Source organism: Staphylococcus sp. FSL K6-3157 (assembly GCF_038005145.1).
GTDB classification, from domain to species: domain Bacteria; phylum Bacillota; class Bacilli; order Staphylococcales; family Staphylococcaceae; genus Staphylococcus; species Staphylococcus equorum.
Genome location: NZ_JBBOSM010000001.1, coordinates 568,262 through 588,137, shown reverse-complemented (window position 1 = coordinate 588,137; position 19,876 = coordinate 568,262). Strand labels below are relative to the sequence as shown.

The 19,876-nt window shown below is 34.6% G+C and carries 20 protein-coding genes; 14 read left to right on the top strand and 6 right to left on the bottom strand.

All coding sequences use genetic code 11. From position 1 onward, the window contains the following. The first annotated feature begins 107 nt into the window (after nt 1-107). From MHB47_RS02560 to hisIE, 10 genes are all read left to right on the top strand, one after another. The gene (locus MHB47_RS02560) at nt 108-1,409 is read left to right on the top strand and encodes a D-serine ammonia-lyase (protein ID WP_340754934.1); all 1,302 of its coding nucleotides are present in this window, start codon (nt 108-110) and stop codon (nt 1,407-1,409) included. A gap of 272 nt (nt 1,410-1,681) precedes the next feature. Continuing rightward, nucleotides 1,682-2,497 (top strand): ATP phosphoribosyltransferase regulatory subunit, encoded by an 816-nt coding sequence (locus MHB47_RS02555; RefSeq protein WP_002506735.1) that lies wholly within the window; start codon nt 1,682-1,684, stop codon nt 2,495-2,497. A 20-nt stretch (nt 2,498-2,517) separates the two neighbouring features. Beyond that, the gene (gene hisG / locus MHB47_RS02550) at nt 2,518-3,135 is read left to right on the top strand and encodes an ATP phosphoribosyltransferase (RefSeq protein ID WP_002506734.1); all 618 of its coding nucleotides are present in this window, start codon (nt 2,518-2,520) and stop codon (nt 3,133-3,135) included. After that, the gene (gene hisD / locus MHB47_RS02545; protein WP_445684160.1) at nt 3,125-4,387 is read left to right on the top strand and encodes a histidinol dehydrogenase; all 1,263 of its coding nucleotides are present in this window, start codon (nt 3,125-3,127) and stop codon (nt 4,385-4,387) included. Before hisG ends, hisD begins: the two co-directional genes overlap by 11 nt. Beyond that, nucleotides 4,380-5,384: a pyridoxal phosphate-dependent aminotransferase gene (locus tag MHB47_RS02540; protein ID WP_340754930.1), complete on the top strand. Its 1,005-nt coding sequence runs from the start codon at nt 4,380-4,382 to the stop codon at nt 5,382-5,384. Before hisD ends, MHB47_RS02540 begins: the two co-directional genes overlap by 8 nt. Then, a complete protein-coding gene (hisB, locus tag MHB47_RS02535; protein WP_056935900.1) occupies nt 5,362-5,940 on the top strand; it encodes an imidazoleglycerol-phosphate dehydratase HisB in 579 nt (192 codons plus the stop codon). Before MHB47_RS02540 ends, hisB begins: the two co-directional genes overlap by 23 nt. Next, nucleotides 5,937-6,512, top strand: a complete 576-nt coding sequence (gene hisH, locus MHB47_RS02530) for an imidazole glycerol phosphate synthase subunit HisH (RefSeq protein ID WP_340754927.1) — start codon at nt 5,937-5,939, stop codon at nt 6,510-6,512. The genes hisB and hisH overlap by 4 nt, the downstream gene beginning before the upstream one ends. After that, a complete protein-coding gene (hisA, locus tag MHB47_RS02525) occupies nt 6,509-7,213 on the top strand; it encodes a 1-(5-phosphoribosyl)-5-((5-phosphoribosylamino)methylideneamino)imidazole-4-carboxamide isomerase (protein ID WP_340754925.1) in 705 nt (234 codons plus the stop codon). Before hisH ends, hisA begins: the two co-directional genes overlap by 4 nt. Continuing rightward, the gene (hisF, locus tag MHB47_RS02520; protein ID WP_340754922.1) at nt 7,210-7,968 is read left to right on the top strand and encodes an imidazole glycerol phosphate synthase subunit HisF; all 759 of its coding nucleotides are present in this window, start codon (nt 7,210-7,212) and stop codon (nt 7,966-7,968) included. The genes hisA and hisF overlap by 4 nt, the downstream gene beginning before the upstream one ends. Next, on the top strand, nt 7,965-8,594 hold the full coding sequence (hisIE, locus tag MHB47_RS02515) for a bifunctional phosphoribosyl-AMP cyclohydrolase/phosphoribosyl-ATP diphosphatase HisIE (RefSeq protein ID WP_340754920.1): 630 nt from the start codon (nt 7,965-7,967) through the stop codon (nt 8,592-8,594). Before hisF ends, hisIE begins: the two co-directional genes overlap by 4 nt. Nucleotides 8,595-8,732: 138 nt before the next feature. Here hisIE and MHB47_RS02510 read toward each other — a convergent pair whose 3' ends face one another. Beyond that, nucleotides 8,733-9,629, bottom strand: coding sequence for an ABC transporter substrate-binding protein (locus MHB47_RS02510; RefSeq protein ID WP_340754918.1), 897 nt, complete (start codon nt 9,627-9,629; stop codon nt 8,733-8,735). A 198-nt stretch (nt 9,630-9,827) separates the two neighbouring features. Between MHB47_RS02510 and MHB47_RS02505 the strand changes: the two genes are divergently transcribed. After that, on the top strand, nt 9,828-10,196 hold the full coding sequence (locus MHB47_RS02505; protein WP_056935903.1) for a VOC family protein: 369 nt from the start codon (nt 9,828-9,830) through the stop codon (nt 10,194-10,196). 317 nt (nt 10,197-10,513) lie between these two features. Here MHB47_RS02505 and MHB47_RS02500 read toward each other — a convergent pair whose 3' ends face one another. Further along, nucleotides 10,514-11,014 (bottom strand): N-acetyltransferase, encoded by a 501-nt coding sequence (locus tag MHB47_RS02500; RefSeq protein ID WP_340754913.1) that lies wholly within the window; start codon nt 11,012-11,014, stop codon nt 10,514-10,516. A gap of 86 nt (nt 11,015-11,100) precedes the next feature. Next, nucleotides 11,101-11,805 (bottom strand): SDR family oxidoreductase, encoded by a 705-nt coding sequence (locus MHB47_RS02495; RefSeq protein ID WP_340754909.1) that lies wholly within the window; start codon nt 11,803-11,805, stop codon nt 11,101-11,103. Between the two features lie 187 nt (nt 11,806-11,992). Between MHB47_RS02495 and MHB47_RS02490 the strand changes: the two genes are divergently transcribed. Continuing rightward, entirely contained in the window at nt 11,993-12,262 is a 270-nt protein-coding gene (locus MHB47_RS02490; protein ID WP_002506721.1) for a DUF1413 domain-containing protein, read from the top strand. 236 nt (nt 12,263-12,498) lie between these two features. Here MHB47_RS02490 and MHB47_RS02485 read toward each other — a convergent pair whose 3' ends face one another. Next, the gene (locus MHB47_RS02485) at nt 12,499-12,684 is read right to left on the bottom strand and encodes a hypothetical protein (protein WP_002506720.1); all 186 of its coding nucleotides are present in this window, start codon (nt 12,682-12,684) and stop codon (nt 12,499-12,501) included. 515 nt (nt 12,685-13,199) lie between these two features. Here MHB47_RS02485 and MHB47_RS02480 point away from each other — a divergent pair. Together MHB47_RS02480 and MHB47_RS02475 are read left to right on the top strand one after the other, a co-directional pair. Continuing rightward, the gene (locus MHB47_RS02480) at nt 13,200-14,045 is read left to right on the top strand and encodes an HAD hydrolase-like protein (protein WP_340754907.1); all 846 of its coding nucleotides are present in this window, start codon (nt 13,200-13,202) and stop codon (nt 14,043-14,045) included. 4 nt (nt 14,046-14,049) lie between these two features. Continuing rightward, nucleotides 14,050-15,774: a glycoside hydrolase family 3 protein gene (locus tag MHB47_RS02475; RefSeq protein WP_340754905.1), complete on the top strand. Its 1,725-nt coding sequence runs from the start codon at nt 14,050-14,052 to the stop codon at nt 15,772-15,774. A 476-nt stretch (nt 15,775-16,250) separates the two neighbouring features. Here the strand turns inward: MHB47_RS02475 and uidA are convergent, their stop codons facing one another. Together uidA and MHB47_RS02465 are read right to left on the bottom strand one after the other, a co-directional pair. Next, nucleotides 16,251-18,044 carry a beta-glucuronidase gene (gene uidA / locus MHB47_RS02470; RefSeq protein ID WP_340754903.1) on the bottom strand — a complete coding sequence of 598 codons (1,794 nt, stop codon included), beginning with the start codon at nt 18,042-18,044 and terminating at the stop codon, nt 16,251-16,253. A 42-nt stretch (nt 18,045-18,086) separates the two neighbouring features. After that, nucleotides 18,087-19,490, bottom strand: coding sequence for an MFS transporter (locus MHB47_RS02465; RefSeq protein WP_340754901.1), 1,404 nt, complete (start codon nt 19,488-19,490; stop codon nt 18,087-18,089). Nucleotides 19,491-19,876: the final 386 nt, after the last annotated feature.

Sequence of the window (19,876 nt, the reverse complement as noted above, 5' to 3'; positions counted from 1 at the left end):
ATTTGATATTTTTTAAAACGACCAATCAAATGATATCATTCGCATTTTAACACACTATTTTTGCTATAATTAATAAATGAAAGATTTCGTATTATAGGAGGATTTTTATGCTTGAATTAAAAAAATTAAAACAAAATTTCCCTTTAATTAATGATATGCAACAATATAAACCTATCTTTTGGGAAAACCCCAAGTTTCATCAAGTTGAAGCGCTCCCTTTTTCAATAGAAGATATCGAAGACGCAGCATTACGTCTCGAACGATTTAGTAGTTATATACGCAAAGTATTTCCTGAAACAGAGAAAGATCACGGATTAATTGAATCACCATTGAAGCCCATCCCCTTTATGCACAACCACCTTTCTCAAACAGAACAACATGGAGCTAACGGCAAGTTATGGCTGAAATGCGATAGCCATCTTGCTATCTCAGGTTCTATCAAAGCTCGAGGTGGTATTTATGAAGTTCTTAAGCTGGCTGAAACGATAGCAATGAAACATGGTGGTCTCGAATGGACAGATGATTATCGTATTCTAGATGAACCACATTATAAAGAATTGTTCAGTAAATATAATGTTTCAGTTGGCTCAACTGGCAACTTAGGTTTAAGCATAGGTATCATGAGTGCCAAACTTGGTTTCAGTGTTACTGTACATATGTCTAGTGATGCTCGTCAATGGAAAAAAGATTTATTACGTGCTCGTGGTGTAGAGGTCGTAGAACATCAATCTGACTACCAATTTGCTGTTGCTGAGGGCAGAAAAAGTGCAGAACATGATGCATCTTGTCACTTTGTTGATGATGAAGGTTCTGCTGATTTATTCTTAGGTTATACTGTAGCTGCATTACGCCTAAGAACACAATTAGATAGTCAAAATATTCAAGTAGATGCTGACCACCCACTTTTCGTCTATTTACCATGTGGCGTTGGTGGCGGCCCTGGTGGTGTTGCTTTTGGATTGAAAAAAGTCTTTGGTGAACACGTTTATTGTATTTTTGCCGAACCGACACATGCACCTTGTATGTTACTAGGAATGATGACGCAATTGCACGATGAGATTTCAGTGACTGATATTGGATTAGACGGACGTACCGATGCAGACGGGCTTGCTGTATCACGCCCTTCCCGTTTAGTCGGTCAAATAATGAACACACTTTTATATGGCGCATTTACAGTTGATGATAAACAAATGTATCGCTACTTATATATGTTAAGTGAGAAAGAAGATATCTTTATCGAACCATCTGCCGCTTCAGGTTTTGCTGGCCTTACTGAAGCTACAAAACACGCTAAAAATAAAGGAATTCATATAGAAAATGCCAACCATATCGTGTGGGCTACTGGTGGAAACATGGTGCCAAAAGACGAAATGATGAAATATGTGACTTACGGTCACAGTTTAACTTAGTATGTTGAATTGTCAGTAGTTGGCTCATGTTTAGTCAGCCTATCTGGGAGTGAGACAGAAATCTAATTTCAATTTTTGATTTCTGTCTCACTCTTTTTTAATCATTTTCTCCCACTTCTTTAATAAGAAACTTTTAGCTATCTAAGTTAAATCAAATATCTATTTTCAGAATATTTATTGAATTTAAAAAATAACTATGTTAAAGTATTCTTTATCAATCCACTTTAGTTCGGTAGAGTAACAAAGTAAAAAAGACAAAGGATGGTCATATTATGAATACAACGACACTTATTAACAACAAAGAATTTGAATTAGCCTTTTTAAAACATTTTCAGCAAGCTGAATTCAAACTCGTAGATTTCAGTTTTATCGAATCACTGTCATGGCAAACCCTTACAACAGACGATTTGCAACAAATGACTGAGCGCAGTTTCTGGCAACATGACCATCATATCTTTGCATTACGCAATGATTTTACCGATCAATTATTACGTTATTACAGCAATTATCCACCACAATATCAAAGTGTTGCCTACACTGGCCCTATTGTTCGTGATAATGAAGTTTATACTCAACTAGGTATCGAACATTACAATCCAACAATTACAGACATGCAAAACGACTTCATCACCTTTTATGACTACATCAAAACAACATTAAATGATGATATTGATTTTGTGATTTTAGGTCATTATCAACTGATAGATTTACTTTTATCGCCTAAAGAACAAACCGAAGATGTATTGAAACTCATACAGGAACGTAATATTTCAGAACTTACATCTCAATTAGGTATAGCGCATCCAGTTGTTCAACTACTCACTACCAAGACCACAGAACAACTTGATTTATTAAGTCAGCTATTTCCACATGATCATCGAACAATACAGGCATTACGCCGATGGGAACAATGGTTTAAATCTCAAGATATTACTAATATTCACTTAGATATCACGCCACAACCACCACGTTCTTATTACAAAGGTGCCTTTATGAGATGTCATCTTAAAAATAATAAATCACAACAACTTACAGGTGGTTTTTACAAAGGTGAATTAGAAGGCTTTGGACTTGGTTTTATACTTTAATTAAAAAGGGAGAGAACATCATGCTTACTGTAGCTTTAGCGAAAGGAAGATTACTAAAAAGCTTCATTGCTTATTTGAATGAAGTAAATGAACAAGAACTTGTACGCGCATTGGAACAGAGAGAGCGTCAGTTACTCATCTCTGTAGGAGAAATCCAATTTGTTTTAGTTAAAGGGAGCGATGTACCTATTTATGTCGAACAGGGGGTTGCAGATGTAGGCATCGTAGGTAGTGACATTTTAGAAGAAGGTAATTACACAATCAATAATTTACTTGATTTACCTTTTGGTGCTTGTCACTTTGCATTAGCAGCTAAACCAGATACAACAACTTTTACGAAGGTAGCTACCTCTTATACTAAAACAGCTAGAAAATATTTTGAAGCCCAAGGATTAGACGTAGAATTAGTAAAACTATCTGGTTCTATCGAATTGGCATGTTTAGTCGATATGGTCGATGGTATTGTAGATATCGTCCAAACAGGTACCACTTTAAAATCGAATGGCCTAGTTGAAAAAGATACAATTAAAAACATTAATGCCAAATTAATTACAAATAAACAATCTTATTTTAAAAAATCAGCCGAAATAGACGATTTTATACAAACATTGGAGGTGTCTCTCATTGATTATAAATAAAGCTACATTTTTAAAGGACTATTTAAATCAATCCGCATTAAATGAAGGGTTATATCCTCTAGTTAAGGATATTTGTGACAATGTAAAGCTTCAAGGTGACCAAGCTTTAAAAGCTTATAACCAACAACTTGATCACGTAGAGACATCAGAACTTGAAATTCCTTATGAAGCTTTAGAAACGGCTTATAATCGCATTGACGATACATTACGTGATGCGCTTCAGCAAAGTCACTCACGTATCAAAGCTTATCAAACTTCTATTAAATCTACAGCACAACAAGGTACAGATGAATGTTATGAAATGTATCATCCATTAGAACGTGTCGGTGTATATGTACCGGGCGGTAAAGCAAGCTACCCTTCTACTGTGTTAATGACTGTCACATTAGCTAAGGTAGCTGGTGTTAAAAATATTTTTGTTGTCACACCACCGCAAGCCCGAGGATTACCTGATATTGTTTTAGCAGCTTGTTATATTGCAGGTGTCGATAGAGTATTCCAGGTTGGAGGCGCACAAAGTATCGCAGCGCTTGCTTATGGTACAGAAACAATTCCAAAAGTAGATAAAATTGTAGGTCCCGGCAATCAGTATGTTGCTTACGCAAAAAAATACCTCTTCGGTCAAGTAGGTATTGATCAAATTGCTGGTCCAAGTGAAATCGCCTTAATCATAGATGAGACGGCTGATTTAGATGCTGTAACTTATGATGTATTTGCTCAAGCTGAACATGATGAACTTGCGAGAACGTTTGTGATTAGTGAAAATAAAGCGTTATTGCAGCAACTCGAACAACGCATCCAACAAACTTTAAGCCAAATTGAACGTCAGCCTATCGTTGAAGCAAGCTTAACAAACAATCATTTTTTAATTTCAGTAGATAGTTTTAATGAAGCATGTGATTTAATGAATCAAATCGCCCCAGAACACGCATCAATTCAAACAGCTTCACCACGTGATTATCTAAATCATGTGCGTTATGTGGGCGCACTATTCTTAGGACATTATTCTCCAGAAGTTATCGGTGATTATGTAGCGGGACCGAGTCATGTCTTACCGACCAATCAAACTGCGAGATTTACCAATGGTCTATCCGTTAATGACTTTTTAACACGTCATTCTGTGATTGATTTATCTGAAGCTACATTTGAAAAAATTGAAGGTTCTGCACGTAAGCTCGCTCATACTGAACAACTTTTTAACCATGAACAATCTATAGAAATCAGATCACCAAAGGAGCCACGTAATGATTAGAATTAACAAAAATGAAAGTCCACTTCGTCCATTATCTGATTCACAATTGGCAACAATTATTCAAGAAGCAACATTTAATTTCTATCCAGATGACGAGTATGAACGTTTTAAAGCAGCTTACGCAAATTATTATAATCTTTCAGCTGAACAAATTATTGCAGGTAATGGTTCTGATGAATTAATTCAAAAATTAATGCTGATTATGCCAGAAGGCCCAGCACTTACATTGAACCCAGATTTTTTCATGTATCAAGCCTATGCTTATCAAGTTGATCGCCCAATTGAATTTGTAAATGCTGAACCAGATTTATCATTCGATTTGGAACGTATTTTGCAACGTATAGATGAAGTTCAGCCAGCGTTCTTTATCATGAGTAATCCGCACAATCCGTCAGGCAAGCAATATAGCCTGACGTTCTTAAAAGCAATTGGAGATAAAATGAAGACATTAGGTGGTTATTTCATCATAGATGAGGCTTATTTAGATTTTGGTAATACTTATCAAATAGAGATGCAGCCGCACATTTTACAAATGCGTACACTTTCAAAAGCATTTGGCATCGCTGGGTTAAGATTAGGCATGCTCATTAGTACGCCCGAAACAATACAAGAAATTAAAAGGATTGAACACCCTTACCCATTAAACACAATTACATTGCATATTGCTTTATATATGTTTGAACATACAGAAATGCTGAACAATTTTATAAATCATCAAAGACAACTGGCTATGAAATTACGCAATATGTTTGATGACTTAGTATCAGATATCATGGTCGTATTTCCTTCCTCGACGAACTTTGTTTTAACAAAAGGAACTGCAGCACAAAGTTTGGGCGCATTTATTAAGGCGCACGGTTTCCTACCTAGAGTCTATGAGGAAAACGAAATGGCTGATTATGTTCGTTATTCTATAGCTACAGATGAACAGTTAGATGAATTAGCAGCAATCATTAAAAATTGGAGGTCTCAATATGATTTATCAAAAAACACGTAACACTGCCGAAACACAATTAAGTATTTCACTTGCAGATGATCAACGTACAAGTAAAATTGATACGGGTGTGGGTTTTCTAGATCATATGCTTACCCTCTTTACTTTTCACAGCAAATTGTCAATTACAATAGAAGCGAATGGTGATACGGAAGTCGATGATCACCACGTGACTGAAGATATTGGTATCGTACTTGGTCAATTATTATTAGAATTAGTTAAAGAACGCAAAAGCTTTCAACGCTATGGCGTAAGTTATATTCCTATGGATGAAACACTTGCACGCTCAGTTGTAGATATCAGCGGCCGTCCGTATTTATCATTTAATGCAGACTTAAGTAAAGAAAAAGTAGGTACCTTTGATACGGAACTTGTAGATGAATTCTTTCGTGCATTAGTGATTAATGCACGATTAACAACACATATCGATTTATTACGTGGCGGTAATACACACCATGAGATTGAAGGCATATTCAAATCATTCGCCCGTGCACTAAAAGAAGCTTTAGCAAGTAACGATTCAGAAGGCATACCCTCTTCTAAGGGTGTGATTGAATGATTGCTATCATAGACTACGGTCTAGGAAATATTAAAAATGTACAACGTGCAGTCGAACATTTAGGCTATAAAACGATACTGACAGATAAGCAAAGTGAAATAGAAGCTGCAGATATCATCATATTACCTGGTGTGGGTCATTTTAAAGACGCAATGCAAGCGATACAAACACGTGGCTTAGCATCAGTGCTACAGTCAATTACAGATAAACCGATTATAGGTATCTGTCTTGGTATGCAACTCTTATACGATTGGAGTGCAGAAGGAAATGTCGAAGGTTTAAAACTTTTCCCGGGAAATATTGTTCCAATCGAAACACACTATCCTGTACCTCATTTAGGCTGGAATAATTTAATTAGCAACCACCCTCAATTGGCACAAGATGTATATTTCGTACATTCATATCAAGCTGAAATGTCTGAACATGTCGTTGCTTTCGCTGAATACGGTGATCCAATTCCAGCAATTGTTCAATATAAACACTATATCGGCATTCAATTTCACCCAGAAAAAAGTGGATCCGATGGATTAACAATACTCAACCAAGCATTGAAAGGCGGTTTCTTATTATGATTAAACTCTGGCCAGCAATTGATTTAATCAATGCTACAAGTGTACGACTAACTGAAGGTAAATATGATTCAGAAGAAAAAATGCCACGTAGCGCTGAAGAAAGCATCAAATTTTATAACCAGTTTAAGTGCGTTGATCGTATTCACATTGTCGATTTAATCGGCGCAAAACAACAATTATCTATTGAAAGAAATTATATAAAAGAGTTACGACAACTTACTGACAAATCAATGGAAGTTGGTGGCGGTATTAGAAGTATCGACACAATAGAGGCCTATTTCAATGACGGTATTGATTATTGTATTGTAGGTACCAAAGGTATTCAGGATTTAGCATGGTTAGAGCAAATGGCAAATCAGTATCCAAATCGTATATACATTTCTGTTGATGCTTATCGTCGTGATGTAAAAATCAATGGTTGGGAACAAGACGCTCAACTAGATTTATTTGATTTAGTTAACGAAATTGAACGCTTCCCACTTGGTGGTATTATTTATACAGATATTTCTAAAGATGGTCGATTGGAAGGACCCAACTTTGAAATAACAGGACAATTAGTAGCAGCGTCTGATAAACAAATTATCGCTTCAGGTGGTATACGAAACCAACAAGACTTAACACAGTTAGAATCACTAGGCGTCTATGCTGCAATCGTCGGTAAAGCAGCGCACAATGCTGATTTTTGGGAGGGATTATCATGATTAAAAAGAGAATTATCCCCTGTTTAGATGTAAAAGATGGTCGCGTAGTTAAAGGGATTCAATTTAAAGGATTACGCGATATTGGTAATCCAGTAGACTATGCGCTTTATTACAATGACCAAGGTGCAGATGAACTCGTCTTTTTAGATATTTCTCGAACAGAAGCTGGTCACGATCTCGTACTTGATGTCATTGAAGAAACTGCCGGAAAATTATTTATTCCACTTACGGTTGGCGGCGGTATTGCTACTTTAGATGATATATCACAACTACTTAATCATGGTGCAGACAAAGTTTCACTGAATTCAAGCGCACTTAAAAATCCAGAGTTCATTAAACAAGCAAGTGAGAAATTTGGAAGTCAGTGCATTTGTATCGCTATTGATAGCAATTATGATGACGAACTGAAAGACTACTATTGCTATACTCACGGTGGTAAACAACGTACTGATAAACGTGTATATGATTGGGTCCAAGAAGTAGAAGCATTAGGGGCAGGTGAACTACTCATCACAAGCATGACTCACGATGGTATGAAACAAGGCTTTGATGTGAAACATTTACATGATATTGAACAACTTGTAAATATTCCTGTCATCGCTTCAGGTGGTGGCGGAAAACCAGATCACTTTGTTGATTTATTTAAACAAACAAATGTTTCTGCAGGTCTCGCGGCAAGTATATTACACGATAAAGAAACCACTGTAGATGAAATAAAACAAACGATGGCACAAGGAGGTATTCCCATTAGATGACACAGCAACCTGATTTTAGTAAAGGACTCTTACCAACAATTTTGCAAGATGTTGATACAAAACAAGTGCTCATGCTTGGCTATATGAACGAAGCAGCATATAACAAAACATTAGCAGATGGCATTGTTTGTTTCTATTCTCGCTCTAAAGAACGTTTGTGGACCAAAGGCGAGTCTTCTGGCCACACGCAAGTAGTTAAAAACATTCATTTAGACTGCGATCAAGATACACTACTCATCGATGTTGTGCCAAATGGTCCAACTTGTCATACTGGGAGCCAAAGTTGCTTTAATACCGACGTTCCTTTTAATATCCAACAATTAGAACAAACTGTAACTTCAAGTGCACAATCCAATAAAGAGAACTCATATACACAATATTTGTTAAATGAAGGTCTAGAAAAAATCACCAAAAAATTTGGAGAAGAATCGTTTGAAGTTGTTATTGGCGCGATGAAGTCTGACCGTAATGAAGTGACAAATGAAACTGCAGATTTAATGTATCATCTATTCGTATTATTACATGCTTTAGATATTAAATTTGAAGACGTCGAAGCTGTGTTAGCACAACGTCATCAGACCTCAAATAACTTCAAAGGCGAACGTAATGATATAGACAATTGGTAAAATTAACAATTGCTTTACTACGATGTGAATCCTTTTTAATTTTGCTAACTTAGCAAGATGATTGCTATTAGTCGATTTTAAATCATAAAAAGAGAGTGAAAATCAAAATTTGATTTCCGCTCTCTTTTACTTTATATTTTATTTGTTTTTCAAAAGTTCTTTTTTGAAAAATTCTGCTTGTTTTTCTACTGAGATCAAATCAGCATAAATGGCTTCATCCATTGAATAATAGATCACATTGCCATTTTGTACAGCTTCATTATTATGCCATATGTTCGATTTAACAAATTCATTGTTCACTTTCCCACCATCTTTTGTTGGTAAGAGTAAGTAATCACCTGAATAGTCATTGAATTTTTCTTTAGGTACTTTCATGAATTTTTCTTTTGGCATTGCTTCCTTAGCTTCGGGATCTTCTTTTAGTTTAAACCCTTCGTAAATTGCTTCACTGCCTCGTCCAAATCTAGGTCCAAATTGATAAATATCTTTTGCTTGAATATCCATAATTGAAAAAGTTTTATCTTCCCCAATGGCTTTTTTAATTTCTTCACCATCTTTTGCTAACTTTTTAGATAGTTCATCAGCTTGTTTCTTAGCTTTGCTTTCTTTGTTTACTAACTTACCAATTTCAATATGAGTATCTTTATAGTCCATATTTTGTACTTTTATAGGTACTGTTGGTGCTATTTTAGATAATTTTTTATTATTTTTATTTTCTTTATATGTAATAATCAAATCTGGTTTCAACTTAGCAGCAGCTTCTACATTTTCTGGATTAATTTTCTTAACTTTTCCCATGTCTAAATACTTAGAGTCTGGATATACATTCGTAATACCAACAGGTTTAACACCTAGTTTTTTTAAGTTTCCGTAATTTGCTGTTAAAACTAAGACTCTCTTCGGATTTTTAGGTATTTTAACTTTACTACCATCCTCAGTAGTATAAGATTTCGTACCCTTATCATCTTTTGCATCTGATTTATTAGATTCATTGCCACTACTACATGCCGCTAAAAATATTATAAAACATAACATTAAACATAGTATTTTTTTCAAATTAATAACCTCTCCCATTGTATAATACCTTCATTATAATTGAAATTGATTATCAATTGCAATTTAATTATACTTTTACAAGAAATAAATATATACTTTATTTAATAAGATAAATAAAATTACTGCTCTTTTAATTATCTTTTGATATTATAAAATTATATTAGGGAGATGACTGAAATGGAAAATTACTTTTTAGGAATTGATCATGTACAAGTTGCTGCCCCGGCCAATCGTGAATCAGAAGCTCGCGAATTTTATTCAGAAACACTTGGATTCAAAGAAATTACCAAACCTGCTAACTTAGCCTTAAATGGCGGCGTGTGGTTTCAAGTCGGTCACCAACAACTACATGTTGGTGTTGAAGATGACTTTTCACCGGCTAAAAAAGCACACCCTGCTTTTCTCGTTCATAACGCTACTGACGTAAGAAAATTACTTGAATCTAAAGCAATTGAAATTATATATGGGGATGAACTCGAAGGTGCAGATCGTTTTTATATTTATGATCCATTCGGCAACCGAATTGAAATTATTGAATGGTTATAATTTAGTGTCTTTATTAAAGTCCTTAAAAATACGCCTTGCACATAATCATTTATGTACGAGGCGTTTATTAGCTAATTTTTGCAATTATAATTGTTCATCTATCAATGTTAACGCAATTTCTAATGCTTGAATTCTATTTTTTAATAATGTCGTTCGACTATTTAGATTTCCTTTTTGTTCTCATTGCGTCAGCGATTTTTGACATTTTGTTAAAAGCGAGCGTATTTGTGCCCTACTTTGTTGTAATTCTGTTTTGGTATACTGTTCCATTATTTTCTCCCAATGCTGACTTACTAATCACAATGTTTATAATCAGCTTAAAGTTCTAAACACATTAAGTCCTCATCATAGTAAACAGTTCCATCGTATAGTGCTTTCGGCTCAGTTCCATAACGTTTAAATCCTAACTTTTCATATAAACTAATTGCACGTTTATTTTCACTAAGCACGCATAAATTGATTGTTTTTATTGTATTTTGTTCAACCACATAATCAACGATTTGTTGGATTAGTTGCTCAGCTATACCTTGTCGTCTATATCGTGGGTGACAATATACCGAAACTAAATTACCTTTATGCTTTATTTTTTCTAAAGTCTCACTATAAAACGTCGCAATACAAACCAGTGTTGCTTCATCAAAAGCCCCTACAGTAAAATGAGTAGCGCTATTTTCTAACCTCACTTTGAATTTCTCAATCGAAAATTCAATCTCTCTATCATATGTAGAAGCAAAGCCATTAGGATCTGTCTGGAGTGAATTGAGTCTTAGTAATCGATACTGTGATACATCAGCTTCACTTAAAAATCTAAAGTCCATTTAATCACGCCTTTCAGTCTATCGCTACAACTATCATTATAGACCCTTAGCTCTGCTTGAAGTTAGGGGTCTATAATGATACTATTCTAAACTGGTCGTACAGTTACTTCGTTCACATTGACATGACTCGGTTGTTGTAATGCATATATAGCTGCTTCTGCAATATCTTCAGGGTCTAATTTTTTACGTTCTCCCCAATCCGTTGCTCCACTTAAAGGCGTATCAACCATTCCTGGTGAAATACTCGTTGCCCGAACGCCTGTCTTAGCCAATTCTTTTTCTAAGCCTTGTGTTATCGCATGTACAGCTGCTTTTGACGCACTATATAATGTACTTTTTTTCGTTACTTCAAATCCAGAGATAGAAGCTATATTTATAATATGACCACTTGATTGATTTAAAAATGTTGGTAGCACTGCATTTATGCCATAAAGTGTTCCTTTAACATTCACATCAATCATTGCATCCCACGCTTCTACATCACCATCTGTAATTGCTGAAGACAGCATTTGACCAGCACTATTTATTAATATATCTACACGACCAAATTTGTCTTTCGCCGTTTGGACTAAGCGCTCAACATCTTGTTTGTCTGTAATATCCACTGCTAATGTCTCAACGTCTGCATTGCCTGCTTTTTGAATACGTTGGGCAGTATCATTTAAACGTGATTCATTACGCCCTGACAATACCACTTTCACTCCATGACTTGAAAGTACTTGCGCAATACTTGCACCAATCCCACTACTTGCACCTGTAACAATTGCAACTTTATTTTTTAATTCAACCATTTATAACTTCCTCTCTTTATAATGTAGGTAAATTTTTCCTTATATTTTCACATTGTATCATGCAGTTATAAGGATAAATAAATAATTGAATTTGGGTTATCTTGTCAGAATACATATTTCGTTATAAAGTAGGTGTATATAATAAATATAAGTAGCAATATGTTCGATGCTTAAAGGAGGATGGCTCATGAATTTTGAAGAACGCTTAGCTAAGTTACGTGAAACGATTGGTAAAACAAGCTTTGATTTTCGATTTGAATCATTATTTGATAAAGAAGAATGGATTAATATGAACATACCACAGCGTAAACAATTAGAACGTGAATTTCATAAATTTATAGAACAAAACGACCATTTACGTATACCTTACACTACCGAAGACCATATTCGTATGCGCTTGTATAATTTAGTTTATGATTACAATGAAATTAAACATAATTTTAAATCCTATATTTGATTCCTTCTTACTAAGATAACGTTTGCACTTTATATACAATACAAAAGCCTATACTACTGGATGAACAGTAAGTATAGGCTTTTGTAAGCTTCTAACGGATGAACGGTAAATCATGAAAGTTGATACTGGGGAGAAAACCATGTTAGAAGTTGGCTAATACCTTTCATTATTGCACAGTCATAACGAGAGGTATTACTCAACGCCATAATCACTCGATGCACACAGTGTATAAATCATTAGCTAGCTACTTTTTTTGCAAGTCCATAATTGTATAATTTCTCTGCATCAACGTAAGCTATATAATCAATACTTCTGTATCCATCTTTAATATCATTGATAATACCTTGGTTTACACCGGTATGAGTATAAATATCATAGCTACTTTCATTTGAAAAAATAACTTCCTCAATTACTTTTCTCATTATAATCACTCCGTATTTTTACTTTCGCTAAGCTTTTTCTATCTTCTACACTTTCATCATAATAGATAGTAACTTGATTTGAAAGTATTTTGTGATTATTTTCACAAATTTATCACTTTTAAGCTTTTTCTATTTATTAAAATCGTTTATTAATTGACTTCTCAAATTAATTGAAGTGATTTCTTCATTTTTATGTTGTTGAAAGTATTCTTATATTATTATTTTTATAGAAATACATAGGCTATGAGTTTCTCATTACGTTCTTTCACAAACATATTTTTTATTAAAAGAATAACCTTTTTGTTAAAATTCCTCCTTAAACTAAACATTTTGTGAAAATTATCACATTATTCCGTGAAATAATGTGGTATTTTTGCTTTGAGCGTGATAATTTTAATAGTGTAATGTAAGCGCTTTATAAAATTCTCTACGCTTAGACTAACAATGCTTTAACTATTTATTCGTAATGTCTAGATAGCTATACATAAAAATTATTTTTGAAAGGAGCATTTAATATGATCGAAACTTTATCACAATATCAACCTAAATTTAAAAAATTGATTTGTGTTGATTCAGATGGTTGTGCCATTGATTCAATGACAATTAAACACGAACGCGCTTTTGGCCCTGCACTTGTAAATGAATGGCAACTTGATGATATCAAAGAAGCTGTGTTACAGCGTTGGAATGCTTTTAATTTATATGAAATAACAAGAGGGATCAATCGTTTTAAAGGACTCGAAAAAATGTTGAGCGAACTTGTAGCAAAGGGATTAAACATTGAAGGTTATGAAGATATAAAGCATTGGGTTCAAACCACTGCATCTTTTTCCAATCCGGCTCTAGAACAAGCAATTCAAGCCTCACCTGAAAAGTTAGGCTTACAAAAAGCACTGGCATGGTCGCACAGTGTAAATGACCACATCAAGAATTTACCTAGTATTGGTCCTTTCGATCATGTCCAACGTACGTTGAAAAATGCCTCAACGTTTGCTGATATTGCAATCGTATCTTCCGCAAATTTATCCGCAGTTGCTTATGAATGGGAAACATATCACCTTACACCCTATTTGAGTGGCATGTTTGCTCAAGAAGCTGGTACTAAAGAATACTGTTTAGAACAATTGAAACAATATTACAATACCGAAGACATCATCATGTTAGGTGATGCTATGGGTGACATGGATGCTGCAAAATCGCATGATATTTATTTTTATCCTATTTTAGCAGGACATGAAACTCAATCATGGTTAGATTTTGATAATAAATATTTAAAATTATTTAAAGAAGGTCGCTTCAATCAAGACATTCAATCATCCTTAACTACAATATTTTATAATAATTTCGAAGGAGAGAACTAAGTTTATGGCAAAAGTAAATTTAAAAGCAACACCTTATAATTTAGATGACGAACAAATTTCATGGGTAGAGCGTACACTTGGCACTTTGACAGACGAAGAAAAAATTGGACAACTCTTTTTTAATTTATTTTCTTTAGAAGGCGGTAAGAAGTTTCATGATGCTGACTTAACAAATAAAGAAGTCTTAGAACGTTTCCACATTGGTGGCGCACGTTATGAAGGCGGGAATAAAGAAGATGTACAAAATTTACTCAATGATTTACAAGAACACGCAAAAGTTCCAGTCTTAGTAGCCGCAAACTGTGATTCAGGTGGTAACGGCGCTTGTAAAGATGGTACCTACATCGCAAGTGCTGCTCAATGTGAAGCAGCACAAGACACAAAAGTAGCTTATAATGCTGGCCTCGTATCAGCACGTGAATCTTCTGCTTTAGGCGTACATATTAATTTCGATCCATGTGTAGATATTTTGCAAAATTGGCGAAATACAATAGTGAACACACGTGCTTATGGTACAAATGCAGAAACAGTTATAAAATATTCTAGCGCTTTTATAGATGGTTTTAACTCTGAACGTGACATGATTACTTGTATCAAACACTTCCCAGGAGATGGTACTGAAGAACGTGACCAGCATCTCGTACTTGGTGTGAATGAACTCTCAACACAAGAATGGGATGATAGTTTCGGCAAAGTTTATCAGCATCATATAGATCGTGGTGTTCAAATGATTATGGCAGGTCATATTGCACAACCCGCTTATTCTAAAAAATTAAATCCAGCGCTTGAAGATAAAGATATCTTACCTGCTACACTTGCACCCGAATTAATTACAGGCTTATTAAAAGAAGACTTAAACTTTAATGGATTAGTTGTTACTGATGCTAGCCATATGTTAGGTATGACCGCTGCAATGCGTCGTGAAGACTATGTGCCACAATCTATAGCTGCCGGCTGTGATATGTTCTTATTCTTCAATGATTTAGAAGAAGATTATCAATTTATGTTAAATGGTTATAGAAATGGTGTTATCACTGAGGAGCGTTTAAATGATGCAGTACGTCGTATTTTAGGACTTAAAGCTCAAATGAATTTGCATAAACAACAAGCAGAGGGTACACTGATCCGCCCACAAGAAGATTTAGCTATTATTGGTTGTGATGAGCATTTAGCAATGCGTACTGAAGCTGCTGACTTAGGTATCACTTTAGTTAAAAACACTTTAGATCAGTTACCGATTCGACCTGAAACGCATAAGAATATTCAGTTATATATTATAGAAGGTGAAAAAGATGGTATCTATAAATCTGCAAACAATGTAGAAGAAGATATTATTCAAGAATTAGAATCACGTGGTTTCCATGTGACATTGAATGATGGTTCTACACGAGTTAAAGGTAAAACGTTAGAGTATCGTGAAAAAGTAGATGCAGCACTTGTCTTTGCTAATATTATTGGTTACGCAGCTGAAAATAATTACCGTATTAAATGGGGCACTGCCATGAGTAATGAAATTCCTTGGTATGTGCATGAAGTCCCAACAGTATTCGTTTCTTTAAACTTCACAACTCATTTGCACGATGCGACAATGGTCAAAGCTTATATCAATGCCTACCATTCAAACCCAGAAACAATCAAACAAACAGTAGATAAAATCATGGGTGAAAGTGAATTCAAAGGTACTCATAACGACTTAGTTTGGACAGATAAATGGCAAGCAAAATTATAATATTAAGTAAGTTTTCTATATTAGATTGTTGAAACATTTTTAAGAACATAAATACTTATCAACGACTAAAAGGGGGTTTCCACTTATGGAAAACCCTTTTTATATTTGTCGTTACAGTCGTTACCTTTATTTGCATTTTCAATCATGCTTTATAACGGACCAGCCCCAACTAGTAGTCCTCGGCTAGTGTTTTATTAACTTGTCAGGAGTCGCCCCAAACTACTACCACTTTTCAAACAACATAGGATATAACTTAAAAAGTGATAGTATTTATAATATTAATTATATTAATAGTTAAAAGATATCAAATGAAGTAATTTTCATATTGGAATGCTTTCACAATAATCACTTATTACATAAATTAGTTAGCAAAAAGTTTCATGATATTTATAAATGTATACAAAACGAACCCCCTACAAATGCCATCATCCATCGTAGAGAGTTCAATGTTTAAACTTTATTATAAATCATGTGTATTAATTTTTATATCCAAAATCAGGAATATTGTCCCAACGTTTTTTGAAATAATGTGCGACTGCTTTCGGTCTTCTCTCACGAGTGAAGATACCCTTTTTATTTCCTTGGACTCTGATAATTCCACTAGATGTTTCAAAGTCAGCAAAGTTCCATGTTTGTTCGCCTATAAATTGAGGATAGTTATCTATAACTTCATGATTGGCTTCATAATAACGAATTTGATATTCTTCCGTAAATAATTCATCATTAATTGCGTGCATCCCCGCTAATGTATCTGCGCCGTATTCCGTAAACATAATTGGCTTGCCCGGTTGTTTCTTACTCCAAGCATCTAACTCTGCTCTCAATGCCTCTTTAGCTGCTTCTAAATCACCAGTCTGTGTATACCAACCGTAATATCGATTTAAGCACAACACGTCTACTAAATCTTGTACTTCACATGTGTCTGGTTGGGAAGTGAGAATTGTCACAATCGTTACCGGACGTTGTTGTGGGTCACATGCTCTTGCTAAGTTCACTAAAGGCTCAAAGTACGCTTTAGCGCCTTTTTCAGTAGAAGCCGGTTCGTTAGCAACAGACCACATCACTACACATGCATGGTTCTTATCACGATCAATAAGACCTTTAATCACCGCTTCATGTGCCTCTTTTGTACCAATTTCCTTAAACGTATCTCGCGTCGTAGTACCAGATAAAATAGCACTAAAGTTTAGGTGCACACCTACCGCAGTCGTCTCATCAATGATGACGATACCTTGTTCATCTGCTAAGCGCATCATTTCTTCTGAATAAGGATAATGTGACGTTCTAAATGAATTCGCACCAATCCATTTCATCAGATTAAAGTCTAATACGTTTGTAACTTCATTCATACCACGTCCACTATAATAAGCATCTTCATGTTTACCAAAGCCTTTAAAGTAAAATGGTTCTCCATTAATTAAAAATTGTCCTTCTCTGACTTCTACAGAACGAATACCGAAACGCTCTGCATACGTATCAATAACTTGGTCATTATCTAACAGTGTGACTTCTAAATGATATAAATAGGCATTTAATGGTTGCCATAAATGAGGATTGTCTACTTCTATGATACCTTCTGCGCCTGATGTTTCAGCTACGATATTATCCTTTTCATCTCGTAACTTAACTGCTATTGTAGGCACTGCTTCATTCGTAGTGACTTTATATTGTACCTTAGCACAGTTTTCTAATACTTCTGGCACAATTTCAATATCTTCTATAAATACTTTAGGTGTCGTATATATTTTCACAGGTCTATGTAAACCTGCATAATTAAAGAAGTCGAAGTTTGGTGAATTTTTCTTAATTATTTTACCATCATTATTAATCGATTCACAGTACTCACCAACTGGCAAAGTGGTTTCATCTAAAATATTATTCACACAAACTGTTAAACGATGCTGACCAGAACCAAATTCCGAATCGATGTCAACTTCAAATGGTAAGAAGCCACCTTGATGTGATGTTACTTCTTTACCATCGACATATACTGTTGCTTTATGTGTTGCAGAACCAAATCTTAATACAACACGTTCGTTTCTTAATACGTTAGGTATTGTAAACGTTCTTTCATACCATACGTTACCAACGTGATTACGAATATCAGAAGTAACACCTTGGTCGTTATATGATCCTGGTACTGCCATAACTAAATCCGTATTTAATGGTCGTGTCACATCAATTTGATCATCTACGCCCTCTATCTTAAAGTCCCAGATGCCATTTAAATCAATCATACTTCTATATTTATTTATCACTGGATATAACATGATTTAACCCCCTCTAAAACAGTTCAATTATCTAAAAATGAATTATAATTCTTCTCTAAGTGCTAATTCTTTAACAATTTGTTTATGTCTATGGTCAGTTAATGGATATGCAAAGAAGAACAATATCACTGCGATTAAACAAAGTGAAGCAGGTACAATAAAGAACAATACTTTTAATCCTGTTATTGTTTCAGCTGATTGAGCTGCTTGTGGTACATAACCAATGAGCGTTAAAGCTAAACCTGGTAGGAAACCAGCTAAACCTTGTGATATTTTTCTAGTGAAACTGTAACTTGAATAAATAATACCTTCTGATCTAATACCTGATTGCCATTGGCCATATTCTACAACGTCTGCAATAAATGCCCAAGTCACAGTATTAGGAATAACTAAGAATAATTGTGCAATCGTATTAACAATTAAGAATAATAACACATTATCGGAGAAGAACATGAAGTTAATAAATTGGAATACAACGAAACCAGATACACCGATAACTGCTGTCATTTTCTTACCTACTCTTTTACTTAAAAATGTAGTTAAGAACAATGCAGGTACTAATATAATAACGTTTAATGTACTCACAACGCCCACTAAATTAGCTTCACCCAGCACATATTGGAAGTAATATAGTTGCGAGGACTGTTGTAAGAATAATGCTGTAATCGTTAATAAAGTATATAATGCTAAAATGATAAATGGTCTATTTTTAAATAAATTTAAAAACGCTTTACGACCAATACCTTTTTCTTTCGGTCTTTCTACTGTATGGCGTTCTTTAACGCCTTTGTAACACAATAGATGGAATGTCACACCAGCGACAGCAAGTATACCCACTACAACTGGATAACCCAATGCATGACTAGGGAATAGACTAACTAATGGGATAACTACAATACCAGAAATAAACATAGCCCCCTGTGAACCTAAGTTACGAAACACTGATAGTTGCGTACGATCATCTGCATTAATAGTCATAGATGCTGATAATGAGCCATATGGAATATTTACAAATGAATATGCTGCGTTAAATAATAAGTAAGTTCCAAATGCCCATATTATTTTCCCCGTTTGACTAATATCTGGTGACATAAAGGTTAAAACTGTAAGTAAGGCGAGCGGTATCGTACCGTACAAAATAAAAGGCTTAAACTTGCCACGTTTAGCAAAGTTCCTTTGATTATCTACTAAAGTCCCCACTCCAGTATCTACAAAGGCATCAAAGAACTTCGCAACAAGAAACACAGCTCCCCCAACTACTGACGGTATGCCCAAAATATCTGTATAGAATAACAGTAAGTAAATTTGTCCCATATCAAACATTAAGCCATTACCTAAATCTCCAAATCCATATGCAAGTTTTTCTTTGAATTTTAATCTTGGTGATTGAATTTCTTTAAAACTCTTTAACTTACTATTTGCCGGTTTTAATTTTGCTGTAACCATGCTGATAACCTCTTTCCACTATAGAAACGTTCCTGACTGCGCTTTACTGTTTTAATCGTTTCTTAGTATGTATTAGTGATTGTTACAATCAATCGATAATAAGACACACAATTATGTAAGCGTTTTCTTATATCGTTAAAAATTTTTATTCCCATAAATTAAATTACTTTTGAAGTCGTTAATGACATATCGCTCACCCTTATTTATAGGAATCTTAACTTTATTATATTTTGAATTACAGAACAGTCAACATTAAAATAACAACGTTGTTATAAAATGAATTTCACTTAATTAATACATCGTAAGCGAAGGTGATTCACAAACTCTATAACTACAGCTTTTATTGACATACGAACTCAGCTATTTCTTTTGGTTTGCCTACAATT

Excerpts from the sequence above, each read along its gene's own strand:
- MHB47_RS02485 (WP_002506720.1), bottom strand. The coding sequence starts at position 12,684 with ATGAGAAAAGTAATTGAGGAAGTTATTTTTTCAAATGAAAGTAGCTAT.
- hisH (WP_340754927.1), top strand. The coding sequence starts at position 5,937 with ATGATTGCTATCATAGACTACGGTCTAGGAAATATTAAAAATGTACAA.
- MHB47_RS02465 (WP_340754901.1), bottom strand. The coding sequence starts at position 19,490 with ATGGTTACAGCAAAATTAAAACCGGCAAATAGTAAGTTAAAGAGTTTT.
- MHB47_RS02480 (WP_340754907.1), top strand. The coding sequence starts at position 13,200 with ATGATCGAAACTTTATCACAATATCAACCTAAATTTAAAAAATTGATT.
- hisB (WP_056935900.1), top strand. The coding sequence starts at position 5,362 with ATGATTTATCAAAAAACACGTAACACTGCCGAAACACAATTAAGTATT.
- hisF (WP_340754922.1), top strand. The coding sequence starts at position 7,210 with ATGATTAAAAAGAGAATTATCCCCTGTTTAGATGTAAAAGATGGTCGC.
- MHB47_RS02490 (WP_002506721.1), top strand. The coding sequence starts at position 11,993 with ATGAATTTTGAAGAACGCTTAGCTAAGTTACGTGAAACGATTGGTAAA.
- uidA (WP_340754903.1), bottom strand. The coding sequence starts at position 18,044 with ATGTTATATCCAGTGATAAATAAATATAGAAGTATGATTGATTTAAAT.
- hisIE (WP_340754920.1), top strand. The coding sequence starts at position 7,965 with ATGACACAGCAACCTGATTTTAGTAAAGGACTCTTACCAACAATTTTG.
- MHB47_RS02555 (WP_002506735.1), top strand. The coding sequence starts at position 1,682 with ATGAATACAACGACACTTATTAACAACAAAGAATTTGAATTAGCCTTT.
- hisG (WP_002506734.1), top strand. The coding sequence starts at position 2,518 with ATGCTTACTGTAGCTTTAGCGAAAGGAAGATTACTAAAAAGCTTCATT.
- MHB47_RS02495 (WP_340754909.1), bottom strand. The coding sequence starts at position 11,805 with ATGGTTGAATTAAAAAATAAAGTTGCAATTGTTACAGGTGCAAGTAGT.
- MHB47_RS02475 (WP_340754905.1), top strand. The coding sequence starts at position 14,050 with ATGGCAAAAGTAAATTTAAAAGCAACACCTTATAATTTAGATGACGAA.
- MHB47_RS02505 (WP_056935903.1), top strand. The coding sequence starts at position 9,828 with ATGGAAAATTACTTTTTAGGAATTGATCATGTACAAGTTGCTGCCCCG.
- MHB47_RS02510 (WP_340754918.1), bottom strand. The coding sequence starts at position 9,629 with ATGTTATGTTTTATAATATTTTTAGCGGCATGTAGTAGTGGCAATGAA.
- hisA (WP_340754925.1), top strand. The coding sequence starts at position 6,509 with ATGATTAAACTCTGGCCAGCAATTGATTTAATCAATGCTACAAGTGTA.
- MHB47_RS02540 (WP_340754930.1), top strand. The coding sequence starts at position 4,380 with ATGATTAGAATTAACAAAAATGAAAGTCCACTTCGTCCATTATCTGAT.
- MHB47_RS02500 (WP_340754913.1), bottom strand. The coding sequence starts at position 11,014 with ATGGACTTTAGATTTTTAAGTGAAGCTGATGTATCACAGTATCGATTA.
- MHB47_RS02560 (WP_340754934.1), top strand. The coding sequence starts at position 108 with ATGCTTGAATTAAAAAAATTAAAACAAAATTTCCCTTTAATTAATGAT.